Source organism: Micromonospora sp. NPDC002389 (assembly GCF_040296095.1).
In the GTDB taxonomy this organism is placed as follows: Bacteria; Actinomycetota; Actinomycetes; order Mycobacteriales; family Micromonosporaceae; genus Micromonospora.
Genome location: NZ_JBEOWP010000004.1, coordinates 285,924 through 311,107, shown reverse-complemented (window position 1 = coordinate 311,107; position 25,184 = coordinate 285,924). Strand labels below are relative to the sequence as shown.

The window sequence follows — 25,184 nt, the reverse complement described above, 5'->3', positions numbered from 1 at the left end:
ATGGCACGCCGCAAGGACACCAAGGTCGACCACTCCGCGTTCGACCGGGCCGGCGCGCGGATCGTCGACAACCCGCTGGTCACCGAGGTCTCCGACTCCTACCTGGAGTACGCCTTCTCGGTCATCCACTCGCGCGCCCTGCCGGACGCGCGGGACGGCCTCAAGCCGGTGCACCGGCGCATCCTCTGGTCGATGTACGAGCAGGGCTACCGGCCGGACCGGGCGCACGTGAAGTCGGCCCGCATCGTCGGTGACACGATGGGTAAATACCATCCGCACGGCGACAGTGCCATCTACGACGCGATGGTGCGGTTGGCGCAGGACTTCTCGCTGAACACGCCACTCATCGACGGGCATGGAAATTTTGGGAGCCCAGACGATGGACCGGCAGCGGCGCGTTATACCGAGGCTCGGATGTCGCGGGAGGCGATGCTGCTGGTCGGCGAGTTGGGTGAGGAGACCGTCGACGTCGAGCCCAACTACGACGGCTCGCTGACCCAGCCCACCGTGCTGCCGGCGGCCTTCCCGAACCTGCTGGTCAACGGCGCTTCCGGCATCGCGGTCGGGATGGCGACGAACATGATCCCGCACAACCTCGGCGAGGTCGTCTCGGCGGCCCGCTGGCTGATCCGGCACCCGAACGCCACGCTCGACAAGCTGATGGAGTTCGTGCCCGGTCCCGACCTGCCCACCGGTGGTCTGCTGCTCGGCCTCGACGAGGTCCGCCGGGCGTACGAGACCGGGCGGGGCGTGGTGCGGATGCGCGGCAAGGTGGAGATCGGCCCGCTGGAGGGCAGCCGGGGACGGCAGGCGATCACCGTGGTCGAGCTGCCGTACGGGGTGGGCGCGGAGAAGGTCATCGCCGCTATCACCAACGAGGTCAACAAGACCAAGCGGCTGACCGGCATCGCCGACGTCAAGGACCTGACCGACCGGGAGAGCGGCACCCGCCTGGTGGTGGAGTGCAAGGTCGGGGTCAACCCGCAGGCGCTGCTCGCCGACCTCTACCGGCTGACCCCGCTGGAGCAGTCCTTCGGCGTGAACAACCTGGTGCTGGTCGACGGCCAGCCGCGCACCCTGGGGCTCAAGGAGCTGCTGGAGGTGTTCCTGGCGCACCGCTACGAGGTGGTGACCCGGCGCAGCGCGTACCGCAAGCGCAAGCGGGAGGAGCGGCTGCACCTGGTCGACGGCCTGCTGATCGCGCTGCTCGACATCGACAAGGTGGTCAAGCTGATCCGGGCCAGCGAGGACGCCGCGGCGGCCAAGAGCGGTCTGATGCGGCAGTTCAAGCTCTCCGAGATCCAGGCGACCTACATCCTGGACACGCCGCTGCGCCGGTTGACCAAGTACGACCGGCTGGAGCTGGAGGCCGAGCAGGAGAAGCTGCGCGGGGAGATCGCCGAGCTGTCCACCATCCTGGACGACGAGAACGTGCTCAAGAAGGTCGTCTCCGACGAGCTGGCGGCGGTGGTGAAGCAGTTCGCCGCGCCGCGCCGGACGACCCTGGTCGACGGTGACCTCAAGGAGGTGCTGGCGGCGTCCGTGCCGGCCGGGCCGCTGGAGGTGGCCGACGACCCGTGTCAGGTGATCCTGTCCGCCACCGGGTTGGTGGCGCGTACCGCCGCGGAGTCGGAGGAGGCCGCCGAGGGGCGGCGTCGGCACGGCCGGGTCAAGCACGACGCGGTACGCGCGGTGGTGCACTCCACCGCCCGGGGCCGGGTGCTGCTGGTGACCAGTGCGGGGCGGGCGTTCAAGGTCGACGTGCTGCCGCTGCCGGTGCTGCCGGAGCAGGCGGGCACGGTGTCGTTGCGCGGCGGCATGTCCGCGGCCGAGCTGGTGCCGCTGGAGCCGGGGGAGACGGTGGTGGGGCTGGCGCCGCTCGGTGCGACCGCCGAGGGCTCGCCCGGTCTGGCGTTGGGCACCCGGCAGGGTGTGGTCAAGGTCTGTGCCCCCGACTGGCCGGTGCGTTCCGACGAGTTCGAGGTGATCGGGCTGCGTGCGGGTGACGAGGTGGTCGGGGCGACCTGGCTGACCGACGGTGCCGAGACGTTGGCGTTCCTGACCAGCGCGGCGTCGTTGTTGCGCTTCCCGGCGGGCACGGTGCGTCCGCAGGGGCTCAAGGGTGGCGGCATGGCGGGGATCGCGCTGCCGGGTGACGCGCAGGTGGTGTACTTCGGTGCGGTGCGCACCGACGATCCGGAGCACGGCGAGCCGATGGTGGTCACCTCCACCGGTGGGACGGTGAAGGTGACGCCGTTGGCGGCGTACCCGGTGAAGGGGCGGGCGACCGGCGGGGTGCGGGCGCAGCGGTTCCTCAAGGGGGAGACCGACGTGGTCGTCGCCTGGATCGGTCCGCGTCCGGTGGGTTCCACCGCGAACGGTGAGCCGGTCGAGTTGCCGGCCGCCGATCCGCGCCGGGACGGCTCCGGTTTCGCCGTGATGCTCGGCCCGACGGTCGTCGGTCACCAGATCGACCGCGACTGATCCGCGCCGACGGGTGCGGGTGAGCGGAATCTACGGCACCACCTCCACCGTGTGGAGGTGGTGCCGTGTCAGGTACGGGCGCTGTCGAGCTGAGAGCGCCAACGGATCGCGTTGCCCGGGCCGTCGGTGGGGCACCCGCGTCGCGTCCCTGACCTGCTGGTCGGTCGTCACCGGCCCCTGATAGCACGTACGGCTCAGCTCGACAGTGACCGAAGGAGACCATCCCCCCACACCTTGCTCCTGTCGGGATGCGGCGCTACGTAGTGCCCAAGCGGGTGACGCTCCGCAACCCGTGACGACGAAGCCGGGGTGGGTGGGGGTCGCTACGGGACCTGTGCGATCCAGTGGTGGTCGAGGGCGTCGAGCATCGCGTCGACCACCCGGCCCCGCCCGCGTCCGTCCACCGCCGCGTGCGCCCGGGTGGCGAGGGCTGCCCGGCGTACGCCGCTGGTGAGCAGCTCGTCCAGGATTCGGACGGCGGCGGTCCGGGCGGTGTGGTCGGTGCGCAGGTCCGGCAGCTCGCCGAGTCCGGCGGCCAGTCCGGCGGCGGCCACCCGGTGGTACGACTCGCGTTGGTTGTCGACCACGCAGACCAGCGCCGACGGCGCACCGAGGCAGCAGAGTTCCCAGGTCGAGGTGCCGGCCGCGCTGACCACCAGGTCGGCGGCGGCGATCAGGTCGGGCAGAGCGTCGGTCGGCGGCACCGGCCGCAGCGACTGCCCCGGTCCGGCGCTCAGCGCGGTGAGTCGCCCGGCGACCTCGGGCCGCCCCACGACGACGGTGAGCGTCATCGGCCGCCCGGTGGCCAGCAGCAGTTCGGCCAGCACCGGTGCCGCTCCGGCCGCGTCGGTGCCGCCGAAGAAGGCCAGCACCGAGGGCCGGTCCACCTGCGCCACCGGGCGCGGCGTCGCCGGCCGGGCGGCCAGCACCGCGTCGCGCAGCAGGGCGTACGCGCTGCCGGCCAGCAACCGGCCGGAGGTCACCATGTCGGCGCCGAAGTTCTGGTCCAGGAACAGGTCGGCGTCCTGCCCCCGGGTGTCGCCGTCGACGACGGCCAGGGTCAGCACCCCGGCCTCCCGCAGCGCGCCGGCACCGGCCGGATCGAGGTCGTACGAGTCGAGCACCAGCACGTCCAGGTCGTGCCGGCGGGCCGCGCGGACCAGCCCGTCCGGGGTGTCCGGGCCGGGGCGCAGCGGGATGCCCCGGGCGGTGAGGTGACCGACCGCCCAGTCGACGCCGGTCACCGTGCCGAACACCTCGACGGTGGCGCCCCGGGACAGCAACTCCTCGCCGAGGGCGAGACAGCGGACCAGGTGCCCGACACCGCGTTGCGGGTCCGCGTCGCAGCGCAGACCGACCCGTACCGTGCTCAGCATTCCTCCAACCGCTTCTGCCGTACCTCGGCGTTGAGCGTCCGCACCTCCGGTCGCCCGTCGAGCCAGTCGGCGAGCGTGGCCAGCGGCACGGCGACGTCGCCGAAGTGTGCGGCCACGGCGTCGACCAGCTGCCAGTCCGGTTCGGTGTCGAGGGTGAGCCGCAGCCGGGACCGGTCCGGCGTGAGGGTGACCCCGAGCACTCGGAAGCGCTCCGGGTGAGCGTACGCGTACGAGGTGACGTGCACCCGGTCATGGCCGGTGGCGATCTTGTCCACGGTCCGCAGCGCCTCGGTGCGGATGATCTCCACGTCCAGGCCGCGCGGCAGCGTACGGGTGATCGACGTGCTGGCGTAGTCCAGTCCGGGCACTGCCCGGTACACCGAGGCGACCAGCGTGACGATCTCCGGGTCCAGCAGCGGGCAGTCGGCGGTGAACCGCATCACCGCGTCGCCCGGGTGGGCGTCGAGCGCGCCGACGAATCGGGCCAGCACGTCGTCGACCGGTCCCCGGTGCCAGGCCACCCCGAGCCGCCGGCACTCGGCGACCACCGCGTCGTCGCCGGGGTCGGTGCTGGTGGCCACCACCAGGTCGGCGAGGACGCCACTGTCCTGCGCGGCGCGTACCACCCGGCCCAGCACGCTGCGTCCGGCCAGTGGGCGCAGCACCTTGCCGGGCAGCCGCGACGAGCCCATCCGGGCCTGCACCACACCCACGATCCGTTCGGTCACGACCGCTCCGTCCGCTTCGGGTCCGGCTGTCTGGGCGTCAGCGCGGCGCGGGCCCGACGCGTGGCGGCCCGTGCGCCCCGGCGGGCCAGCCGGGCCGGGGTGACGGCGAGCCGACCGACCTTGTAGCTGAGCGAGCCGCTGAGCAGGTTGATCGTCGCCTCGGCCCGGCGCAGCGCGCGTTCCCGCGAGGTGAGCAGTCCCTCGGTCCAGGTCAGCAGCGCGGCCATCCGGGTGTTCTCCTCGCGTTGGCGTCGCCACGCCTCGTGGAGCTGCTGGTAGCTGCGCGGGCCGGACGGCGGGTCGGTCGGGGTGACCGCGCGCAGGTGGGCGTCGAGGTCGGCGCGTCCGGCGGCGTCCAGCCCCCGTTGCGCGGCGCCGACGGCGGCCTCGGTCTCCACCGCCGCGTCCACCACCGCGCGGTCGAAGTCCCGCCCGGCCACTCCGCCGAGCACCACGGTCAGGCCCACCACGTCCAGTGTGGACGTCCACGGGTGGGCGTACCCGCCGGTGACCAGGTCGGTGGCGAAGCGCCACAGCGTCCGGGCGAGCACCACGTCGACCGGCAACGGGTCGCCGGCCCGCCAGCTCGGATCGAGCACCGCGAAGCGGTCACCGGCGACGACCAGGTTCTCCGCCCCGGCCAGCGCCTCCGCCCCGCCGAGCCGACCCTGCCCGGCCTGCCCGGAGAGCCAGTCGGCGTACCCGCGCAGCAGGCGGCGCAGCAGGGCGGTGTCGCGGCGCAGGCAGCCGTCGAGCAGCACGGTGCGCAGCAGCCGCCCGTCCGGGACCGGCCAGTCCGGTGCCGCCGGTTCGCGGTGGGCGGCCTGTCGGCTCGCGTACGGCGCGGTGGCGGGCGTGGTCGGTCCGGTCGGTGCCGTGCCGCGCCACCGCCAGCCCTGCGGACCGTCGACCACCTCCAGGACCGGGCCGTCGGTGCCGCCGGAGCGCACCAGCGCCACCGGCAGCCCGTCGAAGACCGGCCCGGGTGTCTCGGTGCCCCGCTGGGCGAGCACCAACCAGCACGGGGCCAACTCGGTCGCCTTGCCGGCGTGCAGCGCGTCCACGGCCAGCCGGGCCGGATCGGCCAGTACGAACCGGCCGTCGAATCCCTCGGCGCAAGTGCGCTGCACCAGCGCGTCGAACAGCCCCGAGTCGGTGTGCCGGGTGAGCTGGTCGGTCGCCAGCAGCGCGGTGGTCAGGTCCGGCCGAGGGTATCCGGCGTAGCAGCCGCCCGCCCGCAGCCCGGCGTCGGTCAGCCGGACGTGGAGCTGGTCCAGACTGGCCGGGCGGTCCGCGTCGAGCGCCCCACCGACGCTCCACGCCGCGTCGGCGCGGTCGGCGTACCAGGGGGTGTCGGCCACCAACCGGTGTACGCCGAGCGGGTTGTCCAGCCGCAGCAGCAGCGTCCCGCCGGGGCGGACGGCCGCCGCCAGCCGTCGCAGCCGGGCGTCCCACCCGAGCCGGGGGCCCTCGACCGACTCGATCGCGTCCAGCCCGGCGGCGGCGAGCACCAGGTCGTACTCCTCGTCGGCGGGCAGCCCCGCCACACCGGCCACCACCACCCGGTCGACCTGACCGGCGAGCGCCGCCGCGTCGGGGTAGCCGCGCAGCAGCGCGGTGATGCGGGTGTGTGCCAACGCCTCCCGTACCGCCGGGTCGTGCGGCCCGGCCAGCAGCACCCGGGCGCCGTCGGGCACCAGCCGGGCCACCAGCGTGGCGAGCGGGCCGGCGTCGGCCGCCTCGTCGGACCAGGCCGGCATCTCGCCGCCGGGTAGCGTCACGGCCGTCTCGGTCGTCACGTCGTCTCCTCGTCCGGGGCCGCCCAGCCCAGCAGTTCGCGCAGGGCGGCAGGCGGGTAGCGGTGGTCGGCGCCCAGTTCGGCGCGGGTGATCTCCACGGCGGTGGCCAGGTGCACCCGTTCGCCGTGCAGCTCCGGCCACTGGCGGCGGATCCGGGCGGTGCCGCCGAAGGTCGGATCCTCGTCGGCCAGCGTCATCGGGTCGCCGTACACGGCCGGTTCGCACCCGGCGGCGACGCCGTAGAAGATGGCGCTGGTCAGCCGGTTCGACGCCACGCGCCGGTGGCGGCGCAGCTCGTCGAGCTGCCGGTCCAGGAACAGCGGATCGGTGTCTTTCCACCAGTGCCCCCGGTAGCCGTGGCAGACCACCCGGAACCCGGCGTTCTCGTAGAACCGGCGGACCCGGCGCATCCGGTGCTCGTGCCAGTACAGGCAGACGGTGACCGGGCCGGGCTCGGTGTCCCGGATCCGGGCGATCAGCTCCCGGTGGTCACCCTTGACGTGCTGCCCCTCCCACCCGTGGAACGGGTACCAGATGGTGCCTTCCCGCTCCGGCGCGGGCTCGGCGGCCCGCATCGCCAGCAGGTACGCGAAGGGCGCCCCGATCACGGTGACGTTGCGCCGCCCCACCGACCAGGCCCGGCGCCGGGTCTGCTCCGACCAGAGCAGGCTGGGGGCACGGTCCGCGTACGGGTGGCCGGGCGCCAGCCCGTCGCCGATGTTCCAGCCGTGCTGCACGTACCCGTCGATCCGGGGTGGATGCCCGTCGCCCAGCCCGGCGTAGCGGGCCAGCACGTGCGCGTGCCCGTAGAAGTGGTTCGCGTGGTGCATCGGGTCCTCTCAGGCGGCCGACCGGACCCGCGTGCCGCGCAGTGCCGTGGCGAGCGCCTCCACGACCCGGTCCTGGTCGACGTCGCGCAGGCCGGGATAGAGCGGCAGCGACAGTTGCTGGGCGTAGAACGCCTCCGCGACCGGGTGGGCGCCACGCCGGTGGCCGAGGTCGGCGAAGAGCGGGTGCCAGTGCACCGGGATGTAGTTGACCTGCACGCCGATGCCGGCGGCGCGCATCCGGTCGTACACCTGTCGACGGCGGCCGTCGAGCACCCGGATCGGGTACAGGTGCCAGGCCGGTGCGGCCCAGTCCCGCCGACCCGGGGTGAGCACGCCGGGCAGGTCGGCCAGGGCCTCGTCGTAGCGGGCCACCAACTCGGCCCGGCGGGCCAGGAACGCGTCGAGGCGGCGCAGTTGGCTGCGGCCGAGCGCGCAGAGCACGTCGGGCAGCCGGTAGTTCAGCCCGTACGAGTGGACCTCCTGGTGCCAGCCGCCCTCGTCCGGCCACCGCTGCTCGTCGCGTTCCCGGACCAGCCCGATGTTGCGGAACCGACGGGCCCGGGTGAGCAACTCCGGATCGCCGGTGACGACCGCGCCGCCCTCGGCGCTGGTCATGTTCTTGGTGGGGAAGAACGAGAACGTGGTCAGGTCGGCGAGCGTGCCGACCGGCCGACCCCGGTAGGTGGCCCCGATCGAGTGCGCCGCGTCGGCGAGCAGGGTGGCGCCCGTACCGTCGATCGCGGCGCGCAGCGCGTCGTAGTCGGCCGGGTGTCCGGCGTAGTCCACGGCGGCGACGACCTTCGTCCGCTCGGTGACGGCGGCGGCCACCGCGGCCGGGTCCAGCGTGTACGTCTCCTCCTCGACGTCGGCGAAGACGATCCGCGCGCCCAGCGCCAGGGCGCTGCTCGCGGTCGCCACGAACGTCGTCGGCGGCACGATCACCTCGTCACCGGGACCGACACCGGCCGCCGCGTACGCCACGTGCAGTGCCGCCGTGCCGTTGGAGACCGTCGCCACCCCGGCGCCACCGGCCCACCGGGACAGCTCCGCCTCGAACGCGGCGACCTCGGGACCGGTGGTGAGCCAGTCGCTGCGCAGCGCGGCGACCACGGCGGCCACGTCCTCCTCGGTCACCGACTGCCGGCCGTACGGCAGCATGCTCATGCGGCGAGGGCGGTGAGGCCGAGCATGGCGCGCAACTGCGGGACGGTGAGCCACTCGTCGTTGGTGTCCGACTGGTACGCGAAGCCGTCCGAAACCGGCTCGCAGTCGACCGGCGGCTGGTAGCCCCAGGTGGCGATGGTCGGCTGCACGATGAACCGGTCCTTGGCGATCAGAGTTCGGCGGCTGTCGTCCGGCGCGATCATCTCCTCGTGCAGCTTCTCGCCCGGGCGGATGCCGATCTCGTGCGTGGTGGCGTCCGGGGCGACGGCCTCGACCAGGTCGAGGATGCGCATGCTGGGGATGCGCGGCACGAACAGCTCGCCGCCCTGCATCTGGTCGAACGAGTCCAGGACGAACTGCACCGCCTGGTCCAGCGTGATCCAGAACCGGGTCATCCGCTTGTCGGTGATCGGCAGACTGTGGCCCTCGGCGGCGAGGCGGCGGAACAGCGGCACCACCGAACCCCGGCTGCCGACCACGTTTCCGTAGCGCACCACCGAGAAACGGGTGGGGTGCTGGGCCGCGTAGTGGTTGGCGGAGACGAACAGCTTGTCGCCGACCAGCTTGGTGGCGCCGTACAGGTTGATCGGGCTGGACGCCTTGTCGGTGGAGAGGGCGATGACCTTGCGTACCCCGGCCTCGATGGCCGCGTCGACGACGTGCTGCGACCCGGTGATGTTGGTGGCGATGAACTCCGAGGGGTTGTACTCGGCGGTGTCGACCTGCTTGAGCGCGGCGGCGTGCACCACGTGGTCCACCCCGTGCATGGCCCGGGTCAGCCGGTGCCGGTCCCGGATGTCGCCGATGAACCAGCGCAGTCGCGGGTCGTCACCGAGTTGCTGGCGCAGCTCGTACTGCTTCAGCTCGTCACGGGAGAAGACCACCACCCGGGCCGGGTCGACCTCGTGCAGGAGGTGCCGGAGGAAGGTCCGGCCGAAGGAACCCGTGCCCCCGGTGACGAGGATGGACGATCCGTTCAGCTCGCTCAATGTGGTGCTCCCGTGGTCGTCGGTGAGCCGGCGACGCCACAGCCGGCCGGGTGGGAACGCTAGGGGCGGTGGGTTAACGCGCCCACGCCCTGCGGTTAACCCGGGCCGCTGGGGCCGTGAATGGCGAGCACCGGCGGGCACGATTCCAGCGGTGTCGGAAACAATTTCCGAACCTTTCGTGAACGCGACGTGGACGGCTCGCCCCATCAGTGTCGACGACGATTGTCGCGCTTTAGCGAAATGGGGACGACGGTGATTTCCCGACCGTCGCGCACCTCGGTGCGGCCGGCGCCCTCGACGAACCGGAAACGACGGTTCATCTGACGTACCACGGTGTTGTCGGCGAGCACCTCGCCGTCGAGGCGGTCCAGCGTCAGCACGTCGAAGGCGTACCCGACCGCCGCCCGCATCACGGCCAGCCAGACGGGCAGCGTCTCACCCCGCGCGGCCAGCCCCTCGGCGTCCAGATAGAACCCCCACGACCCGGTACGCGGACCGTCGAACCGCAGGTCGAAGAAGGTGACCGCGCCGCAGGGCACCCCGTCGTGCAGGTAGGTCAGCACTCGGCGGGTGGGGTCGGTGCGGACCGCGTCCCACCACCGTCGGTGCTCCTCCGGACCGATCAGGTGACTGGTCTTGCTGACCTGTCGATTGACGTCCTGATTACGCCAGGACAACATCAGGTTAACGTCGTCCCCGGTGGCGTCTCGCAGCACGTACCGCTCACTTTCTGTTCGTATTTCCAGGGTCTTCGGGCACCCTAATCACGATTCTTCTGGCTGTACACTCCGCGGCATGACGGAATTGAGTCGTGCGCAGATTCGCGACCTCATGGGGCAGGTGCTGGCCAACCAGGGCAAGGCGCTGCCGGACGACGACGCGGCGGATCTGCGGGAGATCGGTTTCCGGTCACTGGACTTCTCCGAGCTGGCGCTGCGGGTCGAGGACGTCACGGGTGAGGAGTTGAACTTCGACGCCCCCGGGCTGCGCCGCATCGCCACCGTCGGCGACGTCCTCGACTTCCTCGCCGACCTCGCGCGGCAGTGAGCGTGCGGACCGCCGCGCGCCTCGGGGCGTACCCGGCCGGTGTGGACAACCGCGTCGTGGTCGGCGGCAGCGCGCTGACCTGGCGGGACCTTCCCGAGCCGGCCCTGCCGGACCCGGTGGCGGTGCTCGCGTACTCCGCCTGCGACGCGCTCGCCGCCGCCCGGCACCACGCCGTGCACGGCACCGAGCTGCTGCTCGCCGGCGCCGCCCGGGTCGACGCCGGGCTGCGGGACGAGCTGCGGGCCGCCGGTTTCAGCCTGACCGCCGCCGACCCGACCGTGCTGGGCGACCCGACCCTGCTGGGCGACGGAGCTGTGCTGGGGGGCGGGACCGTCGCCCTCGCTCCGACCCGGCCCCGACCGGTCGAGCCCGGTCGACTCTGGTTGTTGACCTCCGGCACCACCGGACGTCCCAAGCGCGTCGGGCACACGCTGGAGTCGCTGACCACCGTCCGGGGCGCGCAGCCGGGCCGCACCTGGCTCTGCCCGTACGCCCCCGGCACCTACGCCTGGTGGCAGGTCGTGACGCTGGCGTTGACCCAGCCGGGACAGCACCTCGTGGTGGTGGAGCCGGAGCAGCTCGACGACTGGCCGGCGCTGGCCGCCGCACACGGTGTCGACGCCGCCTCCGGCACGCCCACCTTCTGGCGTCGGGCGCTGCACCGCGATCCGGAGGCGTTGGCGCGGGTGCCGCTGCGGCAGCTCACCCTCGGCGGGGAACCGGTCGACCAGACGGTCCTGGACCGGCTGCGGGAGGTCTTCCCGGCCGCCCGGATCTCCTGGATCTACGCCTCCTCCGAGGTCGGCGCGGCGATCGTGGTGCACGACGGACGGGCCGGGTTCCCGGTCGAGTGGCTGGACCGCACCGTCCCCGGACGCCCCACGATCGGGGTGCGGGACTCCGAACTCGTGGTCACCTCGCCGTACCACGGGGTCGGTCTGACCGGGCCGGTCCGCACCGGGGACCGGGCGCAGGTCGTCGACGGCCGGGTGCTGATCAGCGGGCGGCTCGACACCGACGAGATCAACGTGGGCGGCAGCAAGGTCTCCGCCGGCCTGGTCCGCGACGTGCTCACCGCGCACCCCCGGGTGGCCTGGGCCCGGGTCACCGGCCGACGCGCCCCACTGCTCGGCCACATGGTCGTCGCCGAGGTGGTCCCTGTCCCACCGGTGTCCGGCGCAGCCGGACCGGACCTCGACGAGGCGGCGTTGGTGAGCTGGTGCACCGACCGGCTGCCCGAGTACGCCGTGCCCCGCCGGATCCGGCTGCGCGCCGAGATCCCCGTCAAGGAGACGCTGAAGAGCGATGTCTGAATCCGCCGTCCCCGTCCCACCGTCCACCGTGGTGCTCGTCTCCGGCGGCTCCCGGGGCCTGGGTCTCGCCATCGTCACCGACCTGCTCGACGCGGGGCTGAAGGTGGCCGCCTTCGCGCGCACCGTCACCCCGGAGTTGGCGAAGCTCGCCGAGACCCGTCCGGACCGGGTTCACGTCGACTCGGTCGACGCCACCGACCGGGCCGCCACGCAGGCGTTCGTGCGGGCGGTGGAGGACCGGCTCGGTCCGGTCGACGGTGTGGTGAACAACGCGGCGGTCGGGCAGGACTCGCTGCACGTACACACCGCCGACGCCGACATCGCCCGGATCGTCGAGACCAACCTGACCGCGCCGTTGCAGCTCACCCGGCTCACCGTGCGGCGGATGCTGGCGCAGGGACGGCGCGGGCGGATCGTCAACGTCACCTCGATCTGCGCGCAGCGCGGCTTCCCCGGGCTGGTCGCGTACTCCGCCACCAAGGGCGGGATGGACGCCGCCACCCGCTCGCTGGCCCGGGAACTGGGCGGCCGGGTCCTGGTCAACGCCGTCGCGCCGGGCTTCTTCGCCTCGGAGATGTCGGCGGTGCTCGGGCCGACCCAACTGGACCAGATCGTGCGTCGCACCCCGACCGGCCACCTGACCGAGCCGCACGAGGTGATGCCGGTGGTGCGGATGCTGCTACGCGACCAGACCAACATCAACGGCCAGGTCATCGTGGTCGACGGTGCGGCCTCGATCTGACCCGGGCACCGTGTCCTCCCGCCTCGCCGTCGGCACGCCAGGACCGTCGGTGGCCGCGCTCCTCGCCGCCGCGCCGCGACACCTGCGCGTCGCGTCGGCCACCGAGTCGGGCGACGCCGTCACCCGCAGCCACCTGGCCGACGGACGCTGCGTCGGGTGGTACGCGCCGTCGATCCCGGGCTGGCGAGTCGCGGTCGACGCCGAGTACGTCGGTGCCCAGGTGCCGCCGATGCTGGCGCACCGCTTCGGCACCGCGAACTTCTGGGCCCGGTGGACCCGGACCGAGTGCGTGGCCAAGCTCGCCGACGTGCCGATGGTCGCCCTGTGGCGACAGCACGGCCTGAGTGCGCCGACCGGCACCGTCCGGCTCTGGCGCACCCTGATCCTCAGCCCGTCGGGCCGTGCGGGAGAGCCCGGCCCGGTGGACCGGGCCGGGCTCTCCGACCTGGTGGTCACCGTCGCCTTCGCCCCGTGCCTCGCCGCTCCCGGCTCGTGCCTCGCCGCTCCCGACTAGGACCTTGCGGCTCGCGGCTCGGACCTCGGACCTTGCGGCTTGGGCCTCGGACCTCGCGGCTTGGGCCTCGGACCTTCCGGCTTGGGCCTCGGACCTCGGACCTCGGACCTCGGGCCTCGGGCCTCCCGGTCGGGGCCTTTCGAGCTGAACCGTCTGTGCCGTCGTGTCACCGACCGCTCGGCCAACCTGATCGCGGTCAGGGCGGGCTGCCGGGTTGCGGGATGTTGTCGACTGTCGTTCCGGGAGGTGGGTAGATTTGTTGTCGCCCCAGCGACAACAAATCTACCCACCTGGCTTCGGACGCTGTCGGAAACCCCTCAGCGGCACCCCGGGCCTTGGCCCGATAGCTGGCGGCCAGCACCACGCCACCCCCGACGAGCACCACGCGGCCGACCCGGATGCCGAACGGTCGCGGCAACAGCGCCGGGCCGTAGCCCTCGGCGAGGGTGGCGGCCAGGTCGCTGTGGGAGACGCCAGGCCCAACGGTCAGATCAGGTCCCAGCTCAGCGGGGTGCCCCGGGCGACGTCGGTGGTGAAGCGACGGCCGAGGACCCGGTCGATCTCCACCGGGTGCAGCCCGCCGGCGGGCCGGATCGAGCGCACGGTGGCGGCGGTGACCTCGTCCCCGGCCCGCACGTCCGCCACCACATAGAGCGAGCGGCGGAAGCGCAGGCCCTCCCGCTCGGCGGGGGTGGGATTGACGGCGGTGCCGCCGAGCGCCACGTACGCCCGCTCCGACTCGACCACCAGCGCGGCCAGCTCGGACGGGTCCAGCGAGAAGTCGGAGTCCACGCCGCCGTCGGCGCGGTCCAGCGTGACGTGCTTCTCGATGAAACACGCCCCGAGGGCCACCGACGCGACCGGCACGCCGATGCCGGGCGTGTGGTCGGAGAGGCCGACGGGCACCCCGAACGCCTCGGCGAGCACCGGGATGCGGCGCAGGTTGCTGTCGGCGGGCGGCGCCGGGTACGAGGCGGTGCAGGCCAGCAGCACGATTCCGCCGGCACCGCCGTCGCGCGCGGTGCGGACCGCGGCGTCGATCTCGGCCAGCGTGGCCATCCCGGTGGAGATGACCATCGGCTTGCCGGTGGCCGCGACGAGCCGGATCAGCGGCAGGTCGACCAGCTCCGACGAGGCGATCTTGTACGCGGGCGCGTCCAACTCCTCCAGCAGCTCCACGGCCGAGGCGTCGAAGGGGGAGGAGAAAACCGTCAGGCCGTGCTCGCGCGCCCGTTCGAAGATCGGCCGGTGCCACTCGTACGGGGTGTGTGCCCGCTCGTAGAGCCGGTAGAGGTTCTGCCCGCCCCACAGCTCGTGCCCGCCGGAGATGCGGAACGCCGGGGTGTCCACGTCGATGGTGATCGTGTCGGGTCGGTACGTCTGGAGCTTGAGCGCGTGTGCGCCGGCCGCCGCGACAGCATCCACGATGGACAGTGCCCGGCCCAGGTCACCGTTGTGATTGCCGGACATCTCGGCCACCACGAAGGGGCGCTCCCCGGCGCCGACCAGGTGTGGGCCGATCTTCAAGGTGGTCATCGTGATCCGTTCTGGCGAGTCCGCACCAACGGGCGGGGTGACGTGGGGCCGGGCGTGCCGTCGGGCGGGGCCGTGGACGCGGCGGACGCCGCGGCGGTCGAGGTCGATGCGGCGGGCGCGGACGGGGCGGCGGGCGTCGCAGCACGCAACCGGGTGGCCATTCGGTGGGCCCGGCGCAGCGCGGCGTACGCCAGGTAGCTGTCCCGGCCGACGAGGCGGTGCTTGAACCCGGCCACCCCGCCGGGCCGGGGATACCCGCTGTCCGGCAGGTACCGGCGGTAGTGCTCGGCGATCCGCCGGAAGAAGTCGCGCCGCAGGTGCGGGTGCAGTCGGTCGTCGTTGCCCACCACCACCAGGAAATGGTTCACCATCAGGTCGAACAGTTCGCTGTGCCAGCGCCCGTCCGGGTACCGCTCGTGCCGCCAGGCGAAGAGGCGGTCGTACTGGTCGAAGGCGTCGAAGTGTCGGCCGCTGCGGGTCGAGGTGATGGCGCCCTGCCGTCCCTGGCGGTACAGGTAGCAGACCCGGTCCAGCACCGAGATGCGCTCCGCGCCGATCAGCAGCGGGTGGCTGAACGGGATGTCCTCGTACCAGCCGGGGTGGAAACGCAAGCCCAGCTCGGTCAGGAACTCCCGGCGCACCACCTTGTTCCAGGCGGTGTGCTGCACCCGCAGCAGCCGGGGCCGGTCGGCCAGCCGCAGCACGCCGGGAGTGTCCCGCAGCAACCGGCTGCTGGGGTCCTCCTCCTGGCGGCCGCAGTCGTGCACCCGCAGATGGTCGATCATCATCACGTCGGGGCGGTCGGCCCGCAGCCGGTCCAGCACCGCCGGGATCGTGCCCGGCGGCAGCCAGTCGTCGCTGTCGACGAACCACACGTACCGGCCGGTGGCCACGTCCAGCCCGGCATTGCGCGCCGGGCCGAGGCCGACGTTGGTCTCCAGGTGCCGCACGCGTACGCCCGCGTGCTCGGCCGCGTACGCGCGCAGCAGCTCACCGCACCCGTCCGGCGAGGCGTCGTCCACCGCGACTAGCTCCACCTCGGCGGCCCGGTCGGCCGGGACGTCACCACGGATCGAGTCGAGGCACTGTTCCAGGTACGCCTCGACGCCGTAGACGGGTACCACGATGCTCAACAGCGGCGCGTGCGTCGGCGCAATGACCACGCGGCAACCATCGACCGCCCGGGTGGACGGCCCTGGAACCTGACGTGACCGTCGGTGGTGAAGTGTTTGAACAGCCGAGCAGTGCCGGGTTAACGGTTGAGCATGCGGCGCACCGAGCCGGGGACCGCCTTCTTGATCCGGGTGCGGATCCGCTCCGGCCGAGCCGTCTTCGGCGGCGCCTGCTCGCGGAGTGCGGCCTCCTGGTCGCGCAGCCACTCGATGCGCTTGACCAGCACCTCGGGCGAGGTGGCCAACGCCGGGCGGACGGCCGGCGGGAAGGCGGTCGCCTGCCGGGTGGCGTCGAACACCGCCGCGCTGTCGGCGTCGGTGAAGGAGTTGCCCAGGTCGTGCTTGTTCAGGAACTGGATCATCGTCTCGTACCGCTGCTTGTGGCCGTTGACCATGCCCGAGTAGTCGGCCTCGTCGTAGAGCTGGGCCGCGTCCACGTCGGCCGGCACGTCACGCATCACGCGGTGCGGGATCTCGAAGTAGCGGGCCAGTTCCAGGGTGCGCGAGTCGTGCGCGAAGAGGAAGCCCGGCGTACCGGCGAGCAGCGAGACGATGGTGCCGTGGATGCGGGTGCCGAAGTTGAAGTCGAACCCGGAGAGGTAGTCGATCCAGGTCCACGGGTCCACGAACATCCGCACCTTGTCCTCGGTGAACAGCGGGTGCGTGGTGTGGATCGGGATCTCGCTGCTCTTGCCACGGTCCTCGGGGGAGTCGCCGAAGAGCAGGGTGCCCAGCGTCTTGAGGTCCTGCGGGATGTAGCGCAGGTTCTCGTAGCGCTGGTGGTGCGTCTTGATGATCTGCGCCATCGACTTGACGTACGGCGAGACGGTCAACGCGATCCGGTCGTACGGGCCGATGAACGTCTTGCGCTTGTCCACCGGCAGGGTGTCGCCGTGCAGGAACATCGACGGGCAGCCGATCACGTCGACGTTGGAGAAGCCGATCGTCCGCAGGTAGTCGGCGGTGATCTCACCCCGGACGCCGATGCTGGGTGAGCGGTCGAGGACGGCCCGGCAGAAGCGGCTGACCTGGTCGTCGATCGGCCGCAGGTACTCCCGGTCACCGTCGACGTTCGTCTGCACACCCACCCCGAGCACCACGACCGGGATCTTGAGCCGCTCGATCAGCCGACTCATCGCGTCGAGCCGGTGGGCGTAGCTGCGCCGGAACGCGTTCGCCAGCGGGACCACGAAGACGTCGTACTCCTCGTTGATCCGGTCGCTGTCGCGCATGTTGACCGTGAAGCCGTTGGGCGTGATGGTGGCGGCACGGGTGGCCAGCAGCTTGTTCGCGGCGTGACTGAAGACCAGGTTGCCGGCGTTCTCACCGATCAGGTTCCGCTCGAACGTCTCCTCGGGCGAGTTGACGTCGAAGGGCCCCTTCCGGGCCCGCATCAGGATCCGCTGGTGCATCGCTGACTCTGCCTCTCGTCGGTGCCGCCCCCCGCCTCGGCATGCCCAGCGCACCACCGGGCCGGATGGCGGGGTGGGTGCTCATCCAAGTCCCGGGAATAGTAGGCCACCGGGGGACCGGTTGACACCTGAGCCACATCCGCCCCATTCCGCCCGCCTCCCCGCCCGGTTCGAGGGGGAGTGCGCGCACCGGTATGGTGCCCGGAATGACCAGCACCACCGTCGTCGATAGGCCGCCCTCCACCACCCGACGCGGTGACGCCAGCCGATTGCCCTCGTTGACCGGACTGCGCTGGATCGCCGCGCTGCTGGTCTTCGGTTTCCACGCCGGCACCATGCGCATCATCGCCGAGCCCGGTCACCAGGCGGTGGTCAGCGAGATCTTCACCCTGGGCCTGTCCGGGGTGCAGTTCTTCTTCATCCTCAGCGGCTTCGTGCTGGTCTGGTCGGCCCGGGTCGGTGACTCCCGTCGCCGGTTCTGGCGTCGCCGGATCGCCAAGATCTATCCGAACCACGTGGTGATGTGGGCGCTGGCCATGCTCGCGGCGCTCTGGTTCGCCGACCCGATCAACCCGGTGGCCGCGCTGGAGAACCTGTTCCTGCTCCAGGCGTGGGATCCGCGACCGGGCTACTTCTACAGCGTCAACAACGTGAGCTGGTCGCTCTCCTGCGAGCTGTTCTTCTATCTCTGCCTGCCGCTGGCGTTGCCGCTGGTCCGCCGGGCCCGGCCGTGGATGCTGTGGGCCGTGGTGATCGCCATGCCGCTGCTGATCCTGGCGCTCTGGCCCGGTCAGTTGCTGGTGCCGGAGCAGAGCCGTTGGTGGTTCGCCCAGATCTTCCCGCTGGTGCGGTCGCTGGAGTTCTGGATGGGCGTGGCCGCCGCCGAGCTGATGCTGCGCGGGCGCTGGCGCGGGCCCCGGCTGCCGCTGGCCACCGTGATCTTCGTCGCGACCTGGGTGGCGGCCTCGCAGTGGATCCGGGCCGAGCTCTGGGCGGCCCTGCTGTCGGTGGCGTACGTCCTGGTGATCGCGGCGGCGGCGGACGCCGACGTGCACGGCCGCCGGTCGCCGCTGCGCTCCCGGCTGATGGTCTGGCTGGGCGAGGTCTCGTTCGCCTTCTACCTGGTGCACGTCTTCGCGATCATGACGATCCTGCGGCTCACCGGCGACTGGGGCACCGGCCTGCCCGGCTGGTGGGGAGTGCCGGCGGTGATCGGGTTCCTGCTGCTCACCCTGGCGCTGGCCGCGTTGCTGCACCGCTACGTGGAGCAACCGATGATGCGGCGACTCGCTCCGAGCCGCGCCGCCTCCGTCCCGCCATCCGCCGCCGCTTCCGCCCCGCCACCCGCCGCCAGGTCCGACGGCCCGTCCGCCGCCGGGTCCGCCGGTCCACCGGCGTCCGCCGCGCCGCGCACCGCCGCGTCCGCGAGGCCGCCCACTCAGCCGCCCGCAGAAGCGTGCGCGGAGCCGCCTGCGGGGTCGCCCGTGGAGCCGCGTGCGGAGCCGCCCGCCGGGCTGCCGAGGCAGCGGGTGGCGGGTGACGAGCCGAGCACCGCCGGTCGGCGCGACCCGCACCACTGAGTCCATGGTGGATGATCCTCGCCGGCCGTCCGACCTGCTGTTTCGTGCGTCATCGGCGGCGCGTCGCCGACGCGACACGCCCGTCGCCGATGCGATTCGACGGTGGTGGCGGTAGCGTGACGATGTGCTTCCCGTCGCGTCCACCCGTCCCCTGTGGTGGCTGGCGCGCTGGGCGACGCGGCTGCTGACCGGGTTCGCGGTCGCCGCCGCGTTCACCCTCGGCGCCTGGGCGATGCCCGCACAGGGCGCCCCGGCCGGGCACCCCGCCGTCGACCGGGTCGCGTCGTCCGCCCTGCTCGCGCAGTCGCCCCACGCAGGCTGGCAGCCCGCGTCGGCCGGCACGCTGGTCGCGGTGGCCGCCACCGGGGTCGTCGACCGTGTCGACCCGGTCGGCGTACCCGGACTGCTGCCGGAGGCGCGCCCGGAGGCGCAGCGGACCGCCGCGACGGCGGTCGCAGGTCCGGCGACATCCGTCCCGACGACGGTCGCACCGGCCGCCCACGGTGCCCGCGCCCCACCCGGCGCCTGACCTCGCGCCCCGCTGCGGCCCGCCGACCGGACTCCGCCGCAGCCCGTCCCGCAACGCCCGGGACCTCTGCCCGCGACGCATCCCGTCACCGCCCCGCCCGGTCCCGTGGCACCGCCACCGGACGACCGGATACCCGGCGCGGTCCGCTGTCAGCGCACCACTGCCCACGAGGTACCGCCATGGAGAAGACCGTCCTCTACCAGTTCCTGATCGAGGTGCCCCGAGCCGCCGCCATCTGGTCGGTGCTGCTCGTGCTCGCGCTGGGCGTGCTCACCGCCCTGGTCGCCCGGCCCGAACCGGCGTCGTCCGGCGCCGACGAGACCACCGGCCCGGCCGCCGACCCCGCCGAGGCCGAGGCGGCCGACCTGCGCCGCTACGCCGGTGAGGTGGCCGTGGCCGCCGCCGGGGCCGCGCAGAACGCCGCCCGGCGGCAGGAGGCGTGGCGTACCGCTCAGACCGCTCTCGACCGGGCCTGGGCCGGATTCGACGAGGCGGAGAGCCGTGCCCGGCGGCTCGTCGGGGCCACCGCGCTGCCGGCCCCCCGCACCCCGCGCACCGCCAGCGAGTACGCCGCCCGGGAGCGCTGGCTGCACCACGCGGCGATGCAGGCGCACTGGCGCGGTGACCTGTCGGCGCGGCAGCTCACCGACGTGCTGGCGCGTCGGGCCGGCTGGGATCCCCGACTGCACCCGGCCGAACAGGAGGTCGTCCTGGCCCGGGTCGTCCGCGACAACCACCGGGCCGCGTACCGGGTTGCCGCCGAGCGGGAACGGGCCGCCTGGCGGGAGGCCGAGCTGGCCACCGAAGCGGCACGGGTGCTCTCCGCCGAGGCGTACGCCGCCGCGCAGCGCCTGCGGCCGAACCTGCTCCCGGCGCCCGCCGTCACCGCCGTCGCACGTCCGGCCGCAGCGGTCCTTCGGTGGCGCCCGGCGCGCGTGGGGTGACCCGGCTCGGCGACCGGATAGTCCGGCCGGATTGGGTGAGCCCGGTCACATCCCTCGGCCAAGCGGACGCCGAGGCGCGAACCGCCCGAGACGTGATGCGATGCCCGGAGACATTGTCTGCGGGTGGTCCCCCTGTCACCGCCTGTTGCGTCGATCGCCGTCGGTCCCGTTGCGCGACGTCGCTGACCGAACGCCCGAAAATCATCGACCTGGATCATGTTTACGCAGGTCAGAGCGGGTTGGCAGGGCAATGACCGGCCAGTAGTGTCGGCCCGTCCGATGCGGTACCCGATCGCAGGAGGCGACGCCGCATCGACCCGCCTAATCGTGGTCTCACGAACCGGGGACCCACCGCACCACTGGGGTGAATCCGCGAGCCTCGGCTCGCGGTAGGGCCATCTTCCCGCCCGAACCCGTCAGCTAACCCGGTCGGCGGTGTCGGAAGGAGCTTTCCTCTCGTGCATCCCCTCGTGGTACCCCTCTTGTTCCTCCACGGCACTGCGGTGCCCGCGCTCACCGGGCCGTCAGCCGCGAGCTGACTGCGGCCACCGCCACCGCCCGGTCGACCGGGCGCAGCCCCTCGCACGGCCCGTCCGCCCACTCGGGCGGTCCTCGGCATGTCCTGTCGAGCTGACCGCCGGAGCGGTTCGCCGTGCCTCCCTGAGCCCCGTGGAGGACTCCGTGAAGCAGACCGTCACGCGCCAGCTACGCCGGCTGGCCACCGAACGCCCCTACCAGGTCGTCGCCGCCTCGGCCGCCGCGCTGGCGCTGGCCACCGGTGCCGGTGCCGTACTCGTCGGCACCGAGGACACCCCGGCCACCGCGCACACCACGACCGCCGTCGCCGAGTTGCGCGGCGACACCGCGGTCTCCCGCGCCGAGGCCCGGGTGGAGCCGACCCCGTCGACCCCGCCCAGCAGCGCGGCCCCGAGCAGCGCCGCGCCGTCGCCGTCGCCCTCGCCGAAGATCACCTCGGCGGCTCCCTCGCCGGTGGCGACCAGTGCGAAGGCCGCACCGAAGGCACCGGCGCGGAAGGTCCTGGACTACGACTTCCAGGCGCAGACCACCGGCTACTACTGCGGCCCGGCCGCGGTACGCAACGCGCTCAGCGCCGCCGGTGTCGACCGTGACCAGGACACGCTGGCCGCCCAGCTCGGCACCACGTACGCCGGCACCAACTCGGCCCAGGACACCACCCGGGTGCTCAACGCCACGGTCAAGGGCGAGCCGTACTCGACCACGATGTTGCCGGGCGGCTCGGCCAGCCCGGCGCAGATGGACCAGCTCCAGGCCGACGTGGTGGAGGCGATCACCGACGGGCGCGGTGTCGTGGTGAACGTGGCCGGCAGCGCCACCGACACCGACGGCGGCTGGCACTCCTTCCCCGGCGGCCACTACGTCGCCGTGGTGGGCTACGAGGACGACGGTCGACTGGTCAAGATCGCCGACTCGGCCGACGCCTCGTACTACTCGTACTGGATGACCACCATCGATCTCGCCCACTGGGCTGCCACCCGCGGCTACTCCTCCTGAGATGTAAGGAAGGGTCCCCTGCTAACGCCTCGTGCATAGCAGGGGACCCTTCCTAACATCCAGGGCGGCGGTGCTGGCCCTGCTCGACCCCTGGCGCTGAGACCGCTCAGGTGGCGCTGGGCAGCGCGGCGTCGGTCGTGGTCCGTGGTGCCGGGGCGGTCCAGGTCGGGTCCAGCTCCCGCCGGGCGGCGGCGAGGAACGCCTCGGCGTACGACTCGGCCGGGAAGTCGCCCAGGTAGCGCCGACGGGTCGCCCAGCGCGCCTCGGCGAGCGGATCGGTGTCGAGCAGCCGGGTCAGCACGTCGTCCAGGTCGGACATGTCCCGGCGCAGCACGTAGCCGGTGGCGGCGAGGGGGAACCGCTCGACGAACCGGTCACCGTCGACACCGGTGTCGGTGACCACGTAGGGCTTGCCCGAGTACAGCCAGTCGGAGACCACCCCGGAGACGTCGGAGACCAGGGCGTCGGCCCGGTTCACCGACTCGGCCAGGGTGAGCCGGCCGGCGGCGGCGCCGAACACGTGCTGACGGCCGGTGCGGGAGCGGTCGGCGGCGAGCAGTTCGTGCAGCCGGGCCAGGCGTCGGGCCGAGGCCGGATGCTGGTTGGTGTACGGGTGGGCGCGCAGGATCACCGTGGCGCCCCGGTCGAGCAGCCGCCGCAGCAGCGTCTCGGCCATCGGCAGCGAGCAGTAGTCGGCGTCGGCGTGGTGGCCGGTCCAGGTGGGGGTGTAGAGGACGGTGGGGTTGGCCAGTCCGCGCGTCGGCTGGTGGCGTACCTCGATCGCCTCGACCTGCGGACGGCCCACCACCACGAACTTCTCGGCCGGGATCTCCACCCCGGCTCGGGCGTACCGGTCGATGGCCGCCTCGCCGGCCACGAAGATCCGGTCGAAGATCGCCGACACCGGGTTGGCGCTGGGCGCCTTGTCGCTGTCGCCGTGGTGCAGTTGCACGTGGGTGAGCTGGGTGAACCGGATGCAGTGGCTGTTCTTCGCGCCGTGGTTGACATAGAACGCCACCCGCAGGCTCGGCACCAGCACCTCGTCCATGGTGCGCAGGGTGGGGCAGTAGACCACCGGGGCGGTGGTGGCCGCCGCGACGGCGGGCAGGAACTCCGGCTCCCGCAGCATCACCACGAACGGCCGACCGATCCGTTCCAGGTACGGCAGCCACATGGTGACCTGGTACTCCGAACCGGGCGGGGCGGAGAAGTGGAGCACGAACTCCGGCTGGTGCCGGCGCAGTGCCCGGGTGACCGGCGAGCCGCCGGACGCCGGCCGGAACCGGCGGCGGGCCAGGTCGAGGGCGACCGCACCGGCGGCGGCGCCGACCGGCAGGCAGACCAGCAGGGCGACCATGGCGGGCAGGCCGGCCAGGGCGGCCACGGCCAGCGCGGCGAGCAGCCCCGCGACGGCGTCGTCGAGGCGGGCGGCGACCTGCGGCACCCAGGTGCGTACCGGCAGGTTGGCGGCGCGGATCTCCAGGTTGCCGGCGGCCCGCAGCGGCCCGGTGACCAGCACCAGCCCGAGCAGCACCAGGGCGGTGACCACCAGGATCGGGTCGAAGCCGCCGTCGAGCTGCCGGGCGTAGCCGACCAGGATCCCGGCGGCGAGCAGGGCGGTCTCCGCGACGCTGTCGGCGCCGGGTCGCACCCGGCGCTCCCAGACCGTGGCGGCGAGCGCGGCCACCGCCAGCCCGAGTCCCCAGGTGGTCGCGCCGGTGAGCGCGAGCACCAGGAACGCCAGGACCGCCCCGCCGGTGGCCAGGCCCCGGGCGGCCAACTTCGTGACCAGGTCACCACGCATCTCGGCGCTGCCTTCGTGCTCGTCGTCGGCGGGTCAGCCGACGCGGGTGCCGCTGCTGGAGGCGTCGGCCTGGGTGGGTACCGGGGCGGGGGACGGCGTCTCGCCGGGCGGCCGGCGTACGTCGATCACCTGGCCGGTGAGCTCCGAGATCAGCACGTCCAGCGAGGCCTGGGCGACGGTCTCGGCGGCGAGCAGGGTGTGCTCGGGCTCCGCGCCGAACGCCTTGGTCCGCATCGGGGTGGCCGTCCGCTCCGGGTTGATGATGTTGACCCGTACGCCGAACTCGGCCCACTCGTCGGAGAGCGCCTGGGTCAGGTTGACCAGCGCCGCCTTGGTGGCCGAGTAGAGCGCGTAGTCGGCCCGTCCCCGGGTGTAGGAGCTGGAGGTGTAGAGCAGGAGTTGGCCCTTGGTCTGCTGGAGGTAGGGCAGGGACTGCCGGGCGACGGTCACCGGGCCGACGAAGTTGACCTGGAGCACCCGGTCGATGGTCTCCTGGTCCATCTCGGCCAGCGCGCCCTTCTCCAGGATCCCGGCGGTGACCACGACGTGGTCGATCCGTCCGGTGGCCTCGAAGGCGGTCCGCAGCGCTGCTTCGACGTCCTCCGGCCGCTCCACGTGCGTGCCGGTGCTGGACCGGCTGAACGGGAAGACCTGGGCGCCGTGGCGGCGGGCCAGCTCGGTCAGGTCGTGGCCGATGCCGTAGCTGCCACCGAAGATGACGATCGTGCGGCCGGTGACCTCTTCGCTGTACGCCCGGTGGTCGGTCAGGCGGGGCACCTTGGCGGCGGCGAGCTGGAACAGCTTGTCGGCCAGGTGTACGTCGACCGGGTGGGTGACCTTGATGTTCTCGTCCGAGCCGTCGATCACCTTGATCGGCACCTGGGGCAGGTACCGCAGGACCACGCCGCAGTCGTCGGTGGCGGCGAAGTTCGGGTCACCCTCGGCCTGCCGGTACGCCTCCCGGATGGTGCTCGACCGGAACGCCTGCGGCGTCTGGCCCCGGCGCAGCGTGGCGCGGACCGGGATGTCGGTGATGCACTCGTCCTCGTCGACCTGGATGATCGTGTCGGCCGACGGGATGGCCACGTCGACCGCCGCGTACGTCCAGAGGGCGTTCACGCACTCCCGGACGATCCGGCCGCTGAGCAGGGGCCGGACCGCGTCGTGGAAGAGGATGTTGCAGTCCGCCTCACCCACGGCGTCCAGCGCGATCCGGGTGGTGGCGTTGCGGGTGTCGCCGCCCTCGATCACCTTGGTGACCTTGCGGAAGCCGGCCTTGTCGACGATCCGCTGCGCCTCGTCGACGTGTCCGGTGGCCATCAGCACGATGATCTCGTCGATCTCCGGCGCGGCCTCGAAGACGGCCAGGGTGTGCTCGATGATCGGCTTACCGGCGATCTTGAGAAGCTGCTTGGGGATGCCGAGGCCCAGTCGCGTGCCGGTACCGCCGGCCAGCACCACGGCCACCGTCCGCGAGGGTCGCCACGGCGCCGGGTCGTCCGGCTGGCTGCCCGGGTCGGTGGTCAGGTCCTGCGTCATCGCGGGTCCTCGCTCTCGGGATACATGGCTCGCGGGGAGTGTCAACGTGGGGGGTGTCGCCGCCGCTGGCGACGGGATGAACCTTAACGCGCGGACCGCGCCACCCCAACGGGCCGACGCGGTCCGCGCGACGTCGTCGAGACGCCGGA

Annotated in this window: 21 protein-coding genes and 1 riboswitch; of the genes, 9 read left to right on the top strand and 12 right to left on the bottom strand. The window is 72.8% G+C overall.

Going from position 1 to position 25,184, the window contains the following annotated elements:
• On the top strand, positions 1-2,484 hold the full coding sequence (locus ABT008_RS10290; RefSeq protein ID WP_350695341.1) for a DNA gyrase/topoisomerase IV subunit A: 2,484 nt from the start codon (positions 1-3) through the stop codon (positions 2,482-2,484).
• A 323-nt stretch (positions 2,485-2,807) separates the two neighbouring features.
• Here ABT008_RS10290 and ABT008_RS10285 read toward each other — a convergent pair whose 3' ends face one another.
• From ABT008_RS10285 to ABT008_RS10255, 7 genes are all read right to left on the bottom strand, one after another.
• On the bottom strand, positions 2,808-3,857 hold the full coding sequence (locus ABT008_RS10285; protein WP_350695609.1) for a PseG/SpsG family protein: 1,050 nt from the start codon (positions 3,855-3,857) through the stop codon (positions 2,808-2,810).
• The gene (locus ABT008_RS10280) at positions 3,854-4,588 is read right to left on the bottom strand and encodes a cytidylyltransferase domain-containing protein (protein ID WP_350695339.1); all 735 of its coding nucleotides are present in this window, start codon (positions 4,586-4,588) and stop codon (positions 3,854-3,856) included. The genes ABT008_RS10285 and ABT008_RS10280 overlap by 4 nt, the downstream gene beginning before the upstream one ends.
• Positions 4,585-6,387, bottom strand: coding sequence for a class I SAM-dependent methyltransferase (locus tag ABT008_RS10275; protein WP_350695337.1), 1,803 nt, complete (start codon positions 6,385-6,387; stop codon positions 4,585-4,587). Before ABT008_RS10275 ends, ABT008_RS10280 begins: the two co-directional genes overlap by 4 nt.
• Positions 6,384-7,217: a hypothetical protein gene (locus ABT008_RS10270; RefSeq protein WP_350695336.1), complete on the bottom strand. Its 834-nt coding sequence runs from the start codon at positions 7,215-7,217 to the stop codon at positions 6,384-6,386. Before ABT008_RS10270 ends, ABT008_RS10275 begins: the two co-directional genes overlap by 4 nt.
• Before the next feature lie 9 nt (positions 7,218-7,226).
• Positions 7,227-8,375: a DegT/DnrJ/EryC1/StrS family aminotransferase gene (locus tag ABT008_RS10265; RefSeq protein WP_350695607.1), complete on the bottom strand. Its 1,149-nt coding sequence runs from the start codon at positions 8,373-8,375 to the stop codon at positions 7,227-7,229.
• Between the two features lie 2 nt (positions 8,376-8,377).
• On the bottom strand, positions 8,378-9,370 hold the full coding sequence (pseB, locus tag ABT008_RS10260) for a UDP-N-acetylglucosamine 4,6-dehydratase (inverting) (protein ID WP_350695334.1): 993 nt from the start codon (positions 9,368-9,370) through the stop codon (positions 8,378-8,380).
• Positions 9,371-9,576: 206 nt separating this feature from the next.
• On the bottom strand, positions 9,577-10,050 hold the full coding sequence (locus ABT008_RS10255) for a GNAT family N-acetyltransferase (RefSeq protein ID WP_350695332.1): 474 nt from the start codon (positions 10,048-10,050) through the stop codon (positions 9,577-9,579).
• A gap of 115 nt (positions 10,051-10,165) precedes the next feature.
• On the opposite strand from ABT008_RS10255, the gene ABT008_RS10250 reads away from it, so the two are divergent.
• The 4 genes from ABT008_RS10250 to ABT008_RS10235 are packed head-to-tail and all read left to right on the top strand — an operon-like array spanning position 10,166 to position 12,986.
• A complete protein-coding gene (locus ABT008_RS10250; RefSeq protein WP_350695330.1) occupies positions 10,166-10,417 on the top strand; it encodes an acyl carrier protein in 252 nt (83 codons plus the stop codon).
• A 2-nt stretch (positions 10,418-10,419) separates the two neighbouring features.
• The gene (locus ABT008_RS10245; RefSeq protein WP_350695328.1) at positions 10,420-11,730 is read left to right on the top strand and encodes an AMP-binding protein; all 1,311 of its coding nucleotides are present in this window, start codon (positions 10,420-10,422) and stop codon (positions 11,728-11,730) included.
• Positions 11,723-12,472 (top strand): SDR family NAD(P)-dependent oxidoreductase, encoded by a 750-nt coding sequence (locus ABT008_RS10240; RefSeq protein ID WP_350695327.1) that lies wholly within the window; start codon positions 11,723-11,725, stop codon positions 12,470-12,472. Before ABT008_RS10245 ends, ABT008_RS10240 begins: the two co-directional genes overlap by 8 nt.
• A 49-nt stretch (positions 12,473-12,521) precedes the next feature.
• Entirely contained in the window at positions 12,522-12,986 is a 465-nt protein-coding gene (locus tag ABT008_RS10235; protein ID WP_350695326.1) for a hypothetical protein, read from the top strand.
• Positions 12,987-13,472: 486 nt separating this feature from the next.
• Here ABT008_RS10235 and pseI read toward each other — a convergent pair whose 3' ends face one another.
• From pseI to ABT008_RS10220, 3 genes are all read right to left on the bottom strand, one after another.
• Positions 13,473-14,522, bottom strand: coding sequence for a pseudaminic acid synthase (gene pseI / locus ABT008_RS10230; RefSeq protein WP_350695325.1), 1,050 nt, complete (start codon positions 14,520-14,522; stop codon positions 13,473-13,475).
• The gene (locus ABT008_RS10225) at positions 14,519-15,685 is read right to left on the bottom strand and encodes a glycosyltransferase (RefSeq protein ID WP_350695323.1); all 1,167 of its coding nucleotides are present in this window, start codon (positions 15,683-15,685) and stop codon (positions 14,519-14,521) included. The genes pseI and ABT008_RS10225 overlap by 4 nt, the downstream gene beginning before the upstream one ends.
• 89 nt (positions 15,686-15,774) lie before the next feature.
• On the bottom strand, positions 15,775-17,106 hold the full coding sequence (locus ABT008_RS10220; protein WP_350695321.1) for a polysaccharide pyruvyl transferase family protein: 1,332 nt from the start codon (positions 17,104-17,106) through the stop codon (positions 15,775-15,777).
• A 206-nt stretch (positions 17,107-17,312) separates the two neighbouring features.
• On the opposite strand from ABT008_RS10220, the gene ABT008_RS10215 reads away from it, so the two are divergent.
• The 4 genes from ABT008_RS10215 to ABT008_RS10200 all read left to right on the top strand — a co-directional run bounded on the left by ABT008_RS10215 (position 17,313) and on the right by ABT008_RS10200 (position 21,692).
• The gene (locus ABT008_RS10215; protein WP_350695319.1) at positions 17,313-18,686 is read left to right on the top strand and encodes an acyltransferase family protein; all 1,374 of its coding nucleotides are present in this window, start codon (positions 17,313-17,315) and stop codon (positions 18,684-18,686) included.
• Positions 18,687-18,810: 124 nt separating this feature from the next.
• Complete coding sequence (locus ABT008_RS10210; protein ID WP_350695318.1) at positions 18,811-19,215, top strand: hypothetical protein; 405 nt, start codon at positions 18,811-18,813, stop codon at positions 19,213-19,215.
• Positions 19,216-19,394: 179 nt separating this feature from the next.
• Positions 19,395-20,159 carry a hypothetical protein gene (locus tag ABT008_RS10205; RefSeq protein ID WP_350695316.1) on the top strand — a complete coding sequence of 255 codons (765 nt, stop codon included), beginning with the start codon at positions 19,395-19,397 and terminating at the stop codon, positions 20,157-20,159.
• Between the two features lie 308 nt (positions 20,160-20,467).
• Positions 20,468-20,609, top strand: a riboswitch (cyclic di-AMP (ydaO/yuaA leader).
• A gap of 219 nt (positions 20,610-20,828) precedes the next feature.
• Positions 20,829-21,692, top strand: a complete 864-nt coding sequence (locus tag ABT008_RS10200; RefSeq protein ID WP_350695314.1) for a C39 family peptidase — start codon at positions 20,829-20,831, stop codon at positions 21,690-21,692.
• Positions 21,693-21,798: 106 nt separating this feature from the next.
• Here ABT008_RS10200 and ABT008_RS10195 read toward each other — a convergent pair whose 3' ends face one another.
• The gene (locus tag ABT008_RS10195; protein WP_350695312.1) at positions 21,799-23,496 is read right to left on the bottom strand and encodes a CDP-glycerol glycerophosphotransferase family protein; all 1,698 of its coding nucleotides are present in this window, start codon (positions 23,494-23,496) and stop codon (positions 21,799-21,801) included.
• Between the two features lie 33 nt (positions 23,497-23,529).
• Complete coding sequence (locus ABT008_RS10190) at positions 23,530-25,035, bottom strand: D-ribitol-5-phosphate cytidylyltransferase (RefSeq protein ID WP_350695310.1); 1,506 nt, start codon at positions 25,033-25,035, stop codon at positions 23,530-23,532.
• Positions 25,036-25,184: the final 149 nt, after the last annotated feature.

Coding starts and splice junctions, on each gene's coding strand:
- ABT008_RS10290 (WP_350695341.1), top strand. CDS start 1: ATGGCACGCCGCAAGGACACCAAGGTCGACCACTCCGCGTTCGACCGG.
- ABT008_RS10270 (WP_350695336.1), bottom strand. CDS start 7,217: ATGCACCACGCGAACCACTTCTACGGGCACGCGCACGTGCTGGCCCGC.
- ABT008_RS10265 (WP_350695607.1), bottom strand. CDS start 8,375: ATGCTGCCGTACGGCCGGCAGTCGGTGACCGAGGAGGACGTGGCCGCC.
- ABT008_RS10255 (WP_350695332.1), bottom strand. CDS start 10,050: ATGTTGTCCTGGCGTAATCAGGACGTCAATCGACAGGTCAGCAAGACC.
- ABT008_RS10250 (WP_350695330.1), top strand. CDS start 10,166: ATGACGGAATTGAGTCGTGCGCAGATTCGCGACCTCATGGGGCAGGTG.
- ABT008_RS10240 (WP_350695327.1), top strand. CDS start 11,723: ATGTCTGAATCCGCCGTCCCCGTCCCACCGTCCACCGTGGTGCTCGTC.
- pseI (WP_350695325.1), bottom strand. CDS start 14,522: ATGACCACCTTGAAGATCGGCCCACACCTGGTCGGCGCCGGGGAGCGC.
- ABT008_RS10220 (WP_350695321.1), bottom strand. CDS start 17,106: ATGCACCAGCGGATCCTGATGCGGGCCCGGAAGGGGCCCTTCGACGTC.
- ABT008_RS10215 (WP_350695319.1), top strand. CDS start 17,313: ATGACCAGCACCACCGTCGTCGATAGGCCGCCCTCCACCACCCGACGC.
- ABT008_RS10205 (WP_350695316.1), top strand. CDS start 19,395: ATGGAGAAGACCGTCCTCTACCAGTTCCTGATCGAGGTGCCCCGAGCC.
- ABT008_RS10195 (WP_350695312.1), bottom strand. CDS start 23,496: ATGCGTGGTGACCTGGTCACGAAGTTGGCCGCCCGGGGCCTGGCCACC.
- ABT008_RS10190 (WP_350695310.1), bottom strand. CDS start 25,035: ATGACGCAGGACCTGACCACCGACCCGGGCAGCCAGCCGGACGACCCG.